At 65.2% G+C, this 12,771-nt stretch carries 16 protein-coding genes; 7 read left to right on the forward strand and 9 right to left on the reverse strand.

Going from position 1 to position 12,771, the window contains the following annotated elements; all coding sequences use genetic code 11:
• Positions 1–93 precede the first annotated feature (93 nt).
• On the reverse strand, positions 94–1,314 hold the full coding sequence (locus FHS78_RS13785; protein WP_167094959.1) for a mechanosensitive ion channel family protein: 1,221 nt from the start codon (positions 1,312–1,314) through the stop codon (positions 94–96).
• Positions 1,315–1,340: 26 nt separating this feature from the next.
• On the reverse strand, positions 1,341–2,984 hold the full coding sequence (locus FHS78_RS13790; RefSeq protein ID WP_167094960.1) for a peptide chain release factor 3: 1,644 nt from the start codon (positions 2,982–2,984) through the stop codon (positions 1,341–1,343).
• A gap of 179 nt (positions 2,985–3,163) precedes the next feature.
• Between FHS78_RS13790 and FHS78_RS13795 the strand changes: the two genes are divergently transcribed.
• Positions 3,164–3,382, forward strand: a complete 219-nt coding sequence (locus FHS78_RS13795) for a hypothetical protein (RefSeq protein ID WP_167094961.1) — start codon at positions 3,164–3,166, stop codon at positions 3,380–3,382.
• 107 nt (positions 3,383–3,489) lie between these two features.
• Here the strand turns inward: FHS78_RS13795 and FHS78_RS13800 are convergent, their stop codons facing one another.
• Positions 3,490–3,918, reverse strand: a complete 429-nt coding sequence (locus FHS78_RS13800) for a MerR family transcriptional regulator (protein WP_167094962.1) — start codon at positions 3,916–3,918, stop codon at positions 3,490–3,492.
• A 64-nt stretch (positions 3,919–3,982) separates the two neighbouring features.
• Here FHS78_RS13800 and FHS78_RS13805 point away from each other — a divergent pair, with 64 nt between their 5' ends.
• Entirely contained in the window at positions 3,983–4,621 is a 639-nt protein-coding gene (locus FHS78_RS13805; RefSeq protein ID WP_167094963.1) for a cation efflux transmembrane domain-containing protein, read from the forward strand.
• Positions 4,622–4,723: 102 nt separating this feature from the next.
• Here FHS78_RS13805 and FHS78_RS13810 read toward each other — a convergent pair whose 3' ends face one another.
• Complete coding sequence (locus FHS78_RS13810; protein WP_167094964.1) at positions 4,724–5,065, reverse strand: DUF1491 family protein; 342 nt, start codon at positions 5,063–5,065, stop codon at positions 4,724–4,726.
• A 175-nt stretch (positions 5,066–5,240) separates the two neighbouring features.
• On the opposite strand from FHS78_RS13810, the gene FHS78_RS13815 reads away from it, so the two are divergent.
• The 4 genes from FHS78_RS13815 (at position 5,241) to FHS78_RS13830 (ending at position 9,037) form a co-directional block, all read left to right on the forward strand.
• Positions 5,241–6,308 (forward strand): hypothetical protein, encoded by a 1,068-nt coding sequence (locus FHS78_RS13815; RefSeq protein ID WP_167094965.1) that lies wholly within the window; start codon positions 5,241–5,243, stop codon positions 6,306–6,308.
• A gap of 486 nt (positions 6,309–6,794) precedes the next feature.
• The gene (locus FHS78_RS13820) at positions 6,795–7,628 is read left to right on the forward strand and encodes a hypothetical protein (protein ID WP_167094966.1); all 834 of its coding nucleotides are present in this window, start codon (positions 6,795–6,797) and stop codon (positions 7,626–7,628) included.
• A gap of 354 nt (positions 7,629–7,982) precedes the next feature.
• Entirely contained in the window at positions 7,983–8,447 is a 465-nt protein-coding gene (locus tag FHS78_RS13825) for a DUF5330 domain-containing protein (protein WP_167094967.1), read from the forward strand.
• A 170-nt stretch (positions 8,448–8,617) separates the two neighbouring features.
• Positions 8,618–9,037 carry a SufE family protein gene (locus tag FHS78_RS13830; RefSeq protein ID WP_167094968.1) on the forward strand — a complete coding sequence of 140 codons (420 nt, stop codon included), beginning with the start codon at positions 8,618–8,620 and terminating at the stop codon, positions 9,035–9,037.
• 60 nt (positions 9,038–9,097) lie between these two features.
• Here the strand turns inward: FHS78_RS13830 and FHS78_RS13835 are convergent, their stop codons facing one another.
• Positions 9,098–9,868, reverse strand: a complete 771-nt coding sequence (locus FHS78_RS13835) for a DUF6456 domain-containing protein (protein WP_167094969.1) — start codon at positions 9,866–9,868, stop codon at positions 9,098–9,100.
• A 3-nt stretch (positions 9,869–9,871) separates the two neighbouring features.
• Positions 9,872–10,330, reverse strand: a complete 459-nt coding sequence (locus tag FHS78_RS13840) for a helix-turn-helix domain-containing protein (RefSeq protein ID WP_246220508.1) — start codon at positions 10,328–10,330, stop codon at positions 9,872–9,874.
• A 142-nt stretch (positions 10,331–10,472) separates the two neighbouring features.
• On the opposite strand from FHS78_RS13840, the gene FHS78_RS13845 reads away from it, so the two are divergent.
• Positions 10,473–11,036 carry a helix-turn-helix domain-containing protein gene (locus tag FHS78_RS13845; protein ID WP_167094970.1) on the forward strand — a complete coding sequence of 188 codons (564 nt, stop codon included), beginning with the start codon at positions 10,473–10,475 and terminating at the stop codon, positions 11,034–11,036.
• 13 nt (positions 11,037–11,049) lie between these two features.
• On the opposite strand, the gene FHS78_RS13850 is transcribed toward FHS78_RS13845, so the two are convergent.
• The 3 genes from FHS78_RS13850 to FHS78_RS13860 all read right to left on the reverse strand — a co-directional run bounded on the left by FHS78_RS13850 (position 11,050) and on the right by FHS78_RS13860 (position 12,682).
• Positions 11,050–11,541, reverse strand: a complete 492-nt coding sequence (locus tag FHS78_RS13850; protein WP_167094971.1) for a hypothetical protein — start codon at positions 11,539–11,541, stop codon at positions 11,050–11,052.
• A gap of 102 nt (positions 11,542–11,643) precedes the next feature.
• Positions 11,644–12,192 (reverse strand): PAS domain-containing protein, encoded by a 549-nt coding sequence (locus tag FHS78_RS13855; RefSeq protein WP_167095087.1) that lies wholly within the window; start codon positions 12,190–12,192, stop codon positions 11,644–11,646.
• Positions 12,193–12,289: 97 nt separating this feature from the next.
• Entirely contained in the window at positions 12,290–12,682 is a 393-nt protein-coding gene (locus FHS78_RS13860) for a Ros/MucR family transcriptional regulator (protein WP_167095088.1), read from the reverse strand.
• Positions 12,683–12,771 lie beyond the last annotated feature (89 nt).

Genomic DNA, 12,771 nt, shown 5'->3' on the forward strand with positions numbered 1-12,771 from the left:
AAAGTGGATTGGGTCCCGGCTTCCGCCGGGATGACACACGGCTTTTACGTTTCGTGCCAAAGAGAACGCGCCGCCCCTTCAGACGCCTTGACCTCACGCCTCGCCGTCATCGTCGATGGGGCCCTGCGCGACCTGGTTTCCGGCAGTCCTCGACGCGACCGGCTTCGCCTCGCGGTCGGCCACCACCTCGTCGGGCGAGGGCGGCAGCGTTTCCACATAGATGGAGCGGCTGGGGAACGCAAAGCCCGTGCCCGCGCCTTCGACGATCTCCTTGATCTTCAGGGCGAGCCGTTCCTTCACTTCCAGATATTCCGACCATTTGGTCGTATAGGTGAAGCAATAGACCATGATGTCGATGGAGGAAGCGCCGAAGCTGTCGATCCGCACGAGCTGGGCGGCCAGATCGCCCGGTACGAAATCATTGTCGTCGTCGATAAAGGCCTCGATCTCGTCGCGGATCTTCTGAAGCTGTGCGCCCGTCGTGCGGTATTCGACGCCGATCATCCATGAGATCCGCCGATAGGTCATGGCGGAATAATTGATGACCGAATTGTCGGCCAGCGCCTGGTTCGGCACATAGACCGGTGCCTTGTCGAACTGACGCACCAGCGTGGAGCGGAAGCCGATCTTTTCCACCGTGCCTTCCACCACGCCGTCGACCTTGATCCAGTCGCCGAAGGAGAAGCGCCTCTCGATGAGAACGCTCAGGCCCCCGATCAGGTTCTTGAAGAGATCCTGCGCGCCCAGCGCCACGGCCACGCCGAAAAGGCCGAGCCCTGCGATGATCGGCGCGACCTGCACGCCCCATATCTGCAACACGGTCGCCGCGCCGATCAGGATCATGGCGACGCGGGCGCTCGTCACCACCCAGTCCATGATCTCGTTCGTCAGCAGGCGTTGCAGATTGGACAGCCCCCGGCCGATGGGCGTCACCGCATTGTGAAGAAGCCAGAAGATCGCAATGGCGATGAAGGAGCGGTTGAGGTTTTCGACGATGGTCGCCGCCGTGCCGGAAAAGGCCAGATACTCGGTCGCGAAGAAAAAGCCCAGCGCCACGAAGAGATAGCGCATCGGCTCCTTCACCGCGTCGACCAGGTAATCGTCGATTTCGGTTTCGGTCCGTGCCGACCAGCGCACCGCCGCGCCGAGCGCAAAGCGGGTGAAGAGACCGCGCAGGAAAAAGAACACGCCGAATATGGCGAGCGCGACGAGGATGGAGCCGATATCGACGCCGTAAATGCCGTTCTGCCAGACGGATTTCGTCAGTTCCCAGTATTTCTGAAAATCGTCCGGGATCGACTGGATCGAGTCCATGCTCCGCCCTGCCCTGTTGGTTGAGGTTATGCCGGCTCAGGCGCGCGTTCGCGCGTGGCGCTGAATGTAACGTCCGGCCAGCGCTCGCTTGTATAGTTCAGTTCCCACGGGCTCTTCGCCATGAAGACGGGCGCCCCGTCGCGGTCCGTCGCCATATTGCCGCGATGCGCCTCGACGAAACGCTTCAGCTCCGCGGGGTCTTCCGCGTTCACCCAGCGCGCCGTCTGATAGGGCGACGGCTCGAAATGGACGTTGATGTCGTATTCCGCCTTGATGCGCGAGGCGAGCACTTCGAGCTGGAGCTGGCCCACCACGCCGATCACCCAGTTCGCGCCGATCTCCGGCTTGAAGACCTGCGTCACGCCCTCTTCCGCCAGGCTTTCCAGCGCCCGGCGCATATGCTTGGCCTTCATCGGATCGTCGAGGCGCACGCGCTGGAGGATTTCCGGCGCGAAGTTCGGAATGCCGGTGAAGGTGAGCCCGTCCAGTTCCGACAGCGTGTCGCCCACGCGGATCGTGCCGTGGTTCGGAATGCCGATAATGTCGCCGGGATAGGCCTCGTCCAGGATCTCGCGGTCCTGCGCGAAGAACATGATCGGGTTGTGCACGCCGATGGCCTTGCCGGTGCCGGACTGCTTCAGCCGCATGCCGCGCTTGAACCGGCCCGAGCACAGCCGCATGAAGGCGATGCGGTCGCGATGGTTGGCGTCCATATTCGCCTGCACCTTGAAGACGAAGCCGGAGACCTTGTTCTCGGTCGGCTCCACCACGCGGTCGGTCGCGTTCTGCGCGCGCGGCGTCGGCGCGAATTTCACCACCGCGTCGAGCAGTTCGCGCACGCCGAGCTTCCGGAGCGCGGAACCGAAATAGACCGGCGTCAGATGGCCTTCGCGATAGGAGTCGAGATCGAAGGAGGGGCTTGCCTCGCGCGCAAGTTCCATTTCTTCCAGAAACGTCTCCAGCTCTTCCGGCGGCACATATTCGGTGATCGAATTGCCGCTCAGGCTCGCCGGTTCGTGCTGGGCGCCTTCGCTGCCCGGCTTTTCATAAGGTACGAAGCGGTCGTTCTCCGGATCGAAGATGCCGCGCAGGAGCCCGCCCATGCCCGCGGGCCAGATCATCGGCACGGTGTCGAGCGCGAGCTTTTCGGCGATCTCGTCCATCAGCTCGAAGGGGCTCACGCCTTCGCGGTCGATCTTGTTGATGAAGGTGATGATCGGCACGTTGCGCAAACGGCAGACCTCGAAGAGCTTCAGCGTCTGCGCCTCGATGCCCTTCGCCGCGTCGATCACCATGATGGCGCTGTCGGCGGCCGTCAGCGTGCGATAGGTGTCCTCGGAAAAGTCTTCATGGCCCGGCGTGTCCAGCAGATTGCAGATCGCGCCTTCATATTCGAAGGTCATCACCGCCGACGACACCGAGATACCGCGATCCTGCTCGATCTTCATCCAGTCGGAGCGGGCGCGCCGGCTGTCGCCGCGCGCCTTAACCTGACCGGCAAGCCGGATCGCCCCGCCCTTCAGGAGCAGGTTTTCGGTCAGCGTCGTCTTGCCGGCGTCGGGATGGGAGATGATGGCAAAGGTGCGCCGCTTGGCGACCTGCGCTTCCACATCCTTGTCGCCGCCGGGCTTGCCGGTGCCGGGCTGGGGCCTGGCTGATGCCTCGCTCATTCTGTCTCCAGAGGAATTCTGCGGCCCCGAGGGAAATCCGGGGGCCCGTCTTTGGCGCGGAACCTAACCGATACCCGGCTTTCGGCCAAGACCGCCGCGACGTTATGACAATTGCCAGCAGCGGCCATGAACGTGCACTTTTCAGCCATCGACATTTTACGAATTGAGGAGACACCCAAATGGCAACAGCCCGGGAAGTGATTACCCCCCATATCGAGGCCGCGCTGGCCGAGGCGGCGGAGAAGAAGATCTCCACCGACGCCATGGCCCGCATCATGTTCGAGAAGGTCCTGCGCATCTGGCGCGAGACCCGCGAGCCGGAAGACATCATGGCCGAACTGCGCGAAGCTGCCGACCACCTCGACCCGGACGAGGACTTCATGTTCATGCGGCCGTAAAGGCTGAACGAATGCCGTCATGACCCGGCTTGTCCGGGTCATGACGCATTATTTGAAAGAGCCTCCTCCGGCCCCGCATCCGGAAAAACCGCCCGTGCGGGGGATGGTCATGCGGCTCTCCCCTCCGGGTCCGCCGCCGACAGGGCCTCGATGATCCGGCAATCGCCGATGCGGCCGCCCTGGCAGCAATCGCCGACCCGTTTCAGTTCCTGCGCGAGTTTCTGGAGATCGGCGACCTTGGCTTCGATTTCGGCGAGATGGTCGGCAACGATCCTGTCGACCGCCTCGCAATCGCGATCTTCCTTCTGGGAAAGGTCGAGAAGACCGCGGATCTGTTCCAGCGTGAACCCCAGATGCCGGCAACGGCGGATGAAGTGCAGCCGTTCCCGGTGCCCCTTCGTATAAATCCTGTAATTGCCCGCCGACCGGTCCGGTTCCGGCAGCAGCCCGATTTTCTCGTAGTAGCGGATGGTGACGACCTTGGTGCCGGTCGCGCCCGCCAGATCGCCGATCCTGAAACTGCGTTCTTCCGCCATCCCTTGACCCTATAGTTACTATAGACACCACCTTAGCGATCGAAACGACAGATTGCGAGGCGTCATGGGACAGTGCTGCGACTGCGAAACACCGGAAAGCCGGCTGCGCGATGCCGCCTACCGGCGCATCCTCTGGATCGCGCTTTTCATCAATGCGGGCATGTTCCTCGCGGAAATCGGCGCGGGCCTGATGGCCGGTTCCGTCTCGCTTCAGGCGGATGCGCTCGACTTTCTGGGCGATGCGGGCAATTACGCGGTGAGCCTTTTCGTCCTCGGCATGGCGCTTGGGGTCCGGGCAAAGGCCGCCCTCGTCAAGGGCCTGACGATGGGGCTGGTCGGCCTCTGGGTCGCCGGATCGACAGTGTGGCATGCGCTCGAAGGCACATTGCCCGGCGCGGGCGTGATGGGGGCCGTCGGTTTCGCCGCCCTCGTCGCCAACGGCATCGTCTTCGCCCTTCTCTGGGCCTGGCGCGAGGGCGACAGCAACATGCGCTCCGTCTGGGTGTGCTCGCGCAACGATCTCATCGGCAATGTCGCCGTGCTGCTGGCGGCCCTCGGCGTCTTCGGCACCAAGAGCGGCTGGCCCGATATCGCGGTCGCCGCCGTCATGGCCGCGCTTTCGCTTCAGGGGGCCTGGGCGATCGTCCATCACGCCCTCGCCGACCTGCAAGCATCCGCGACGCCCGAACAAATGCCGTCATGACCCGCATCCGCCCTTCAATGCCCTCCCCCTTGAGGGGGAGGGTTGGGAGGGGGTGAAGCGCCACGCGCAGACCTCGCGCATGTCTGCGCCATCCCGCCCCGCCTAGCCCACAGGTTCCTGCAGGAAATGGCGGCCCTGGCGGTCCTCGATCTCGACCACCCAGATGTCGGGGTCGAAGCGCCGCTGCTTCTCAATATAAGTGTCCGCCTCCGGCTCCGGCACCGGCGCGCCCTGGGGTGCGCGCATCCAGATGAGATTTCCCTCCCCGTCGCGGGCCGGCGCGAAGACGCTGGCCATGCCGTCCAGCGTGTTGAGCTTTACCAGCACGATGCCCGAGCCCGCATCGCCGCGCCGGACCACCATGGCGCTGGCGCCTTCCGTTTCGCAGCGGCGGATGAGCGCCTTCACCCAGATTTCCGCCTTCAGGCGCGGAGCGGCCTCCATCACGAAACCGCCGTTTCAGGCCATCGCGGCCCCTTGTGGGCGGCTCTGTCGTCCGCTGTCTTCATCATGTTTCGTTTTTCCACTTTGCGGGCAGCCGGGCCGCGCATTAGACTCAGGCATCAATTCCATAGCACCGGCAGGCGTTCCGGGGGAATGACCTGGAGGGGACAAGCTGATGAACGGCAAGTTGCGTTTTCTTGCACAGGCAAGTGCGGCCGCCCTTTTCGCGGTCAGCCTTGGCGGGTGCCTTGGCCAGACCGGCGACAAGACGGCGGCCTCGACGCCCGCGACGGCGATCCGGACACCCGCCGCCGACGGGACGAAGGACACACGCAGTCTCGAGGAACTGGCGAAGGCGGTTCTCGCCGACGCCAAGGAGCTCGGCGTACCGCTGCCGCTGCCCGCGCCGTCCCATGGCGGCGTTGCCGTCGCTTCCATCGATCCGGCGGCGGGGCTGAGCGCGCTGCGCCCCAATGCGCCGCGCGCGGCCACCGGCAATGCGCTGGCGAATTACCGCGCGGGCGTCATCTGGGCGGCGTCCAACCCGCTGGAGACGCCGCGCAATGTGCGCAAGGCGCTGAAGCAGCTCAAATTCTCCGACCCGGCGCCGCTGGCGGAAAACTGGCTGAACGAACAGGCCGACATCGCCAAACATAACCGGGCCTTTGCCGACGGCGTGCGCGGCCAGCTTCGCGCACAGGGCAAGCAGGCCCTTCTCGCCCTCATCGCCAGCGATGTGGGCTATGTCTTCAACATCCCCGGCGCGGGCGAGGCGATGGCCGATGTGGTGTCCCATGTCGGCGTCGAGGACAAGGCGCTTTCGACGCTGTCCACCCGGCTGCGCGACAGCTCCTATGCCATGCAGCGCTCCAAATGGGGCATGATCGAGCCGCTGACGCTCGACACCGCGCCCGTCAAGACGGCCTCGGCCTCCTGGACCGACAGGCTGAAGGGCGTGTCGTCGGCGATTTCGCCGGTTTCCCCGGCCAATGCCTATTCCGTTTCCGTGATGCACCGGATCATGGCGACCGCCGCCCGCGGCATCGTCGACCCGGATCGCCCGGTCGCCGCCTCGGCCACGGGGTCGGACACCGCGCGCTGCCTTAACTGGGCCCGGCTCAACCTTGCCCAGTGCATCGCGGCGGCGCATTTCCCCTCCGAAGAGGCCTATTGCACCGGCAAGCACGCGGTGGAGGAAGTCCGCCAGTGCTGGGCCGCCGTGCTTCCGCCCTCGGGCGACTGAGGGGCGTTTTTCACGCGCCGTCGACAAAACCCGACCGTTCCGGATTTCGGACGCCGCGCTTCCCCGGGGAGCGCGGCGTTTCCGTTTGCCCGTTTGAGAGGCAAACTCCGGCCTCCGCGGGCCGGACGAGCGGCGGTTTATGGTTAACCCGGGCGCCATCTGTCCCGATAAAATTCGTTTCTTCCTGAAATAAAACACTTCGTTTTTCAGGCGGTAATTTATGACATATTCGTTTCGATACCTTCCTTTTTGAGTCTTCCTGTTTTTTCTTCGGTAGAGAGCGCGTCTCTTCACAGTAGAGATACAAAAAACCACCGTATTAGAATTGCCTAATTCGGCGGCCCGGGTATTTCTGTGCCGACACTGCCCGGGCCGCCTCATTTCATCGACCGCGGACCTCCATTTTTCGGATCGCCGGGCAGCTTCGCAAAAACAGGCAACCACCGAAGCGGCCATCGCCGTTTCGTCTCATCGAGAGGCTCAAGGATGAAAAAAGCGCTCCTTGGCTGTTTGTGCATCGCACTCCTTGCGGGCTGCAAGGACAACAGCTCTCCTTCCACTTCCACGTCCGGGACCAGTTCCCTGGGGCTCGAACTTGCCGGCGACCAGGGGCTCGTCACCGCCCTGGCGGGCAGCGACATGCTCGGCGCGGCGACCGGCACCGCCGGGGCCGTCAACGACCTCATCGGTGGCACCAACCCGCTCATGGAACAGCTCATACCGGTCATGGAGGCCCTGCAACCGATCGGCGTTCCGCTGGATCAACTGGTCGAGGGCAGTATCACCCCCGCCCTTTCGCAGCTCTCCGATCCCGGCCTCGGCGCGTCCGGGCCCGACAGTCCGGTCACGCAGCTTCTGGGCGGCGACATTCTCGGATCGCTGATCGGCACCGAGGAAGGCGCCGTGCCGGTGATCGTGGCGGGCACGGATGGCGGCATCCTCGGCGCCCTCCTGCAGCCGGTCACCGACAATCTGCCGGCGGAGGCGTCGCTCGCGCCGGTCACCCAGCCGCTGATCGCCGCGCTTTCCGGCTCCGGGGCCGGCGACCTCTCCGGCGGTCTCGGCGATCTCGGCGGCTTCGGCGCCCTTCCCGGTCTCGACGGGGCAGGCCTCGACGGGGCCGGTCTTGATGGCGCAGGTCTTGATGGCGCAGGTCTGGGCGGCGCCGGGCTGGGTGTGACGGGCGAGACGGGGCTGATCGGCGATCTCCTCGGTACCGATCCCGTCGGCGCCCTCATCGCCCCGGTAACGCCCGTCGCGGATCTGCTGGACGGCGGCAATGAAGGCCTTCTCGGCAATCTGGTCCCCGCCGGGAACTGAGATCGGGCCGCTCATCGAACGAGACCCCGCCTCATCCGGGGCGGGGTCTTTTTCCTTTCCGGTTCTTTCCGGAATCCCCCCTTTCTCTAAAATTTTAATGGAATTCGCCCCGTTTTTTAGAAAACTTCGCCTCGAATTTTACCTGCTTTTTCGACAAAGTTACATAAAAGTCGACAATACTTTTAAGAAGAAACGGAAGTTTCTATAGTTACAACACTCACCATACAGAGTGTTGTTTTGTCTATTTGTCAAAATAGGACAGTTTTTACTTATCCAGTTAAGCCTCTAGCTACGGTCGCCGCCCTAGCTTTGCGTCAGGCACCCGCCAGGCGGGTTTCAACAAGGGTGGTACCGATGTTTTCGTTTCTTCTAAGAGCCGCGTTCTGGATTACCGTGCTGGCCTTCCTTTTGCCGTCGGCGGGCAATCTCACGGCCTCGCACACGCCGCAGCCGGAGACCGGCTTCACGACAGCCGCATTGGAAAGCGGGGCGCCGGCCGGGCAGGCCGAGCCCGACATGGATGCCGGCGAAGCGCTCTCGCTCGCGGCGAAGTCGGCAAGCGACGTGCTCGGCTTTTGCGACCGCAACCCGGATGTCTGCGCCCGCAGCAGCGCGATCGTCGATCACGTCATCAACCAGACGACCTATTACGGCGGACAGCTCTTCGTCTGGCTGACCGACAAGGCCCGGGAAACGGCTTCGGACGGACAATCGCGGGCGGCGGCGCAGCCGGAAAAATCCGACACGGATGCGCAGCACCAGGCGCCGGCCCATGCGGTCCCCGCCGCCCGCCCCCTTCAACAAATGACGGGAGCCTGAGCGCCACCACCCCTCAGGCCGCCGTCATGACCGGGCACCTAGGAATCCCGGTCAGCCAACGCCCCGTCCGTTACCGCGGACGGGGCGTTTTGCCGTCCGGGGCCCGCGCGCTTGTGTCCCGGCGCCATCATGGCTATGTCCTACTCAATCGAAGAACGGGACAGACCGGCATGAGCGCGGAAGAACTGATTGAGGATTTTGCCTTTCTCGACGACTGGGAAGAGCGCTATCGCTATGTCATCGAACTGGGCAAGGACCTCCAGCCGCTGACCGACGAAGAACATTCGCCGGAAAACAAGGTCACGGGCTGCGCCAGTCAGGTCTGGCTGGTGCGGGAAATTCACCCGGGCGAGGACGGCCGCCCCCGCCTGGTCTTCCGGGGCGACAGCGATGCGCATATCGTGCGCGGCCTGATCGCCATTCTGCTGCGCATCTTTTCCGGCAAGACGCCCGAGGAGATCGCGTCGATCGACGCGCGCGAGATATTCGGGAAGCTCGGTCTCAACGAGCATCTGAGCCCACAGCGCTCCAACGGCCTCTTCTCCATGGTCGCCCGCATCCAGGCGGAAGCCAAAGCCGTCGCGGCCTAGGATCGGTCCGGCCATCTCCCTCTTCTCACCTCCCCCGTCGAGGGGAGGGGCTTTACCCCCTCATCCCATCCCGTAATGCTTCGCCAGCCGGGCGAGCGCAATTTGCAGCACTACCTTGCCCGAGCGCGGCGGCCAGCCGAAGCGGCGCTCCACCGCCTCCAGCCCTTCAAGCTCGCAGCACAGATAATAAAGCGGTTCGGCAAGTCCCGGCCCGACCTCGCCGAGCGCGCGCGACAGCCTTTCGCGCGCCGCGAGCGCCCTGTCGCTCGCCTCGGCGGGGTCGCGGGGGCTGCGCGCGCCCTCGCCCGGCGCCAGCGCCATGGCCCAGTCCGCCGTCACCCGCGCCGTCATCCGGCCCAGCGTGAAATCCCGGCGCAGCCGCTCGCCCGCCTCGAATTCGGTTTCGCCGATCAGCGGCTTGCCGTGTGCGCCCTTGCGCCGCCGGAGCCAGCCGAGCGGGCTTTCGCCCTCGTTGACCGTCACCCTTTCCTTCTCCGCCGGGTCGGGATGGGCCTTGCGGGCAAGCGTCCGGTGCTGTGTCTGGAACGGATCGGCGGCCGCCTCCAGCCGCCGGTACCAGGCCCGCCCGGCCTCGCTCGGTATCCATATCCCGGCATTCTCCCGCGTCTCGCGGCAGGTCACGAGATCGCGGGCCTCCATGTCCCGCCAGATCCGCGCATCGAGCCGGAGGACGGGCCGCCGCCAGCGATTGCGCGCCACGAAGAGCCCGTAATCGCCTTCCGCCAGCCGCGCCACATAGGCGCCGGTTTCGTCGAACCGCCTGAAAAGCCGCCGCACTTCCCGGGCCAGCTCCCGCTCCGCGACCGCCACGGCTCACCACCTGCCCAAATCGGCGCAAGGATCGGCGCAAGGATCGGCAAAGGCATCGGCACAAGCGTCCCCGGCATGGGCGCGCACCGACTGTTCGAGCCGGTCGAGCAGCAGGTCGAAGGCCGCGTCGTCGCGCCGGTCCTCGATCAGCCGGCAGGCATGGGCCGCCGTCGTCCGGTCGCGGCCGAAATAGCGTCCCACCGCGGAGAGGCTGAAGCCGAACGCCACATGGGTCAGATACATGGCGACCTGCCTTGCCTGGGCCACCGGGGCATGGCGGCGCGTGGGCGCGCGCAGTTCCGCCACCGGCACGTTCCAGGCCCGGGCGATCACCTCCTGCATCAGCGCCACCTGCGCCCGCCGCGCCGGTTCGCCGCCCGTCTCCCGCAAGGGCGCCGCGAGGCTCTCCCGCCGCCAGTGCCGACCCTCGTCGGACGCATTCGATCCAGAACTCGCATACATCGTATCCCTCCGTCTTCCGCGCCTCTCGCGAACATACTGCGAACTTACGAATACACTGGACAATTATTTACGTATTTCGTAAAAGCGGGGATAAATTGAGCGATCGAGCGACGACTTCCCTGCCCCCCAGGAGTCCCCGAAAGTGAAGACCCGCCTACGCCATTTTCGTACCCGTCGTGGCCTCACGCAGGGCGACCTCGCGCGCCGCCTCGGCACGACGGCGGCAACCGTTTCGCGCCTCGAAACGGCGGATATGACGGTATCGACCGACTGGCTGGAGAAATTCGCGCGCGCGCTGGATGTCGCCGTGGGCGATCTCATCGCCGCGCCGGAAGAGGGCGCGGCCATGCTGGCGGGCTCGCTCGCGCCGGACGGGCGCGTCGCCCCGCCCCCGCCGGGCGAAACGTCCGTCGCTTTGGATGTGGCGCTACCCCGCCCGGTCGCGCTTCGCATCGCCGCCGCCTTCGGCGCCTACCGGAGCGGCGACCTTCTGATCGGCAGCAAACATGAAGAGGCCGATGCCCGGCGGTTCGCCGGGCGGGAATGCATCCTGTCGGCGGGCGGTACGGTCCGCTTCGGCAAGCTGGTCTCGCTCGCGGACGAGGACGCGCTGTTCCTTGTCCCCCTCGCAGGGGCCGAGGCGGAACGGCTCGGTCGGCTGGACTGGCTGGCCCCCGTCGCGCTGATGCTCCGCCGCTTCGACTGACGGCGCCGGACGGCTACTCGCCGGCGTTCCGGCACGCCACGGTCGCCTTGTTCGCCACTTCGTCCTTGCCGCCGCACTCCATGCCGGGAAAGCAGAAGGAGGCGGGCTGGTCGATCATGGAAAAGGCGATATAGCTCTCGCCCTTGTCCGTCGGGCGGATCGCACCGTTCAGCGAATAGTTTTTCGTCTCGCCGCGCATCAGCGACAGCCGGTCGCCCACCGCGGGTTCGGAGAGCGGGACATAGCCCTCCGCATCGAAGGTGATGGCGGCGCGGCCCGTCACATCGCGAATGGTGCACTGCGCGGCAAGGTCGGTCGGCACGGAGGCCGCGCCCTCGATGGCGAAGACCGCCCTTTCGCCGGATGCGATGGTCTTGGTGCCGCTTTCGAGCACCGCATTGGCCGCCCGCGCCTGAGGCAGGGCGAGGAAAGCGAGCGCGACCCCCGCCGCGATCGTTCCGGCGGCCCGCATGGCCGTCGGTGTTGTCCTTCCGGTAAAACGCATGGTCTCCTCCGCTCTCGTCACCGTCCCCGCCCGCACAGTGTCGCCCGGGAGGCGCCGCAACATCAAGCGGTCCCGTGGCCAAAGAAAACAGGGTGGAAACGGTCAGGCGATCTCGAGGCTGGCGCGGCTTGCCAGCGCATGCGCCTTTTCCGACTGAAGAAAGACGTCATGGCCCATCACCATGTGAATGCGGCCTTCCTCGTTTTCGAGCGGCAGGCGCAGCCAGAAACGAAAGAGCTTCGCGCCGCCGGGCCGTCCCGCCTCGATGACGCCCTGCGCCGGACGCCGAGACCGGATGACCTCGCGATAGGCCACGTCCCAATAGGCCCGGCCATCGCCCTGCTCCAGCTCGTCGAGCATGAGGCCGGTCGTTTCCCGCCCCAGATAGTCGCGCAGCCGCGTCCCCGCCAGGCGCACGCGCAGGCGGGGCGGATTGTCGTCCAGCACATCGTAAAGGCTGATGGAGGGAAGAAGCGCCCGCATGTCGCCGGGGCGAATGTCGATGCGGCGCGGGCAATGGCCGCTAGCGCCGTCCGGACCGGCGGGCAGCTTGCCGCGCCAGTAGTCGAACAGTTCCTGCTGCTCCGGCAGGATAAGCTGTGCACGGATCGTCTGAAGCTGCGAACTGCCTATCTCGTCTGCGTGCGACAGGGCTTCATCCTTTCGGCATGCCGCATCGCCGGAACGGCGTGCGAATCACCTGACGATGATGAATCCCGTCTGCGCGGAATGCAAGTAGGCAGCGATGTCAGCGCTTGCGGGTGCCGGCGCCGCGTCCCTTCTGGCCGAGCCCCATTTTCTTGGCAAGGCGGGAGCGCGCTTTCGCATAGCTGGGCGCGACCATCGGATAATCCGCCGCGAGGCCCCAGCGCTCGCGATATTCTTCCGGCGACAGATCGTAATGGGTCCGGATATGACGCTTCAGCGATTTGAATTTCTTGCCGTCTTCGAGGCAGATCAGATACTCGGCCGTGATCGACTGATCCACCGGCACGGCGGGGTCCGGCCGGGCCTGGTCCGCCGACGCTTCGCCCGACGCGGCCTGTTCCAGGGCGCCGTGAACGAGTTCGATCAGTTTAGGCACGTCATCGGGAGCGACATTATTGTGCCCCACATAGGCGGCGACTATTTCCGCCGTCATGTCGATCAGTTCAGCCGTCAAAATGCCTCCGCCCCCGCTCGCGGAAACCGGACGCGGATTTCACGGCGACTTGCTCCGGTTTCGATTCA

This window comes from Parvibaculum indicum (assembly GCF_011762095.1).
Classification (GTDB): Bacteria; Pseudomonadota; Alphaproteobacteria; order Parvibaculales; family Parvibaculaceae; genus Parvibaculum; species Parvibaculum indicum.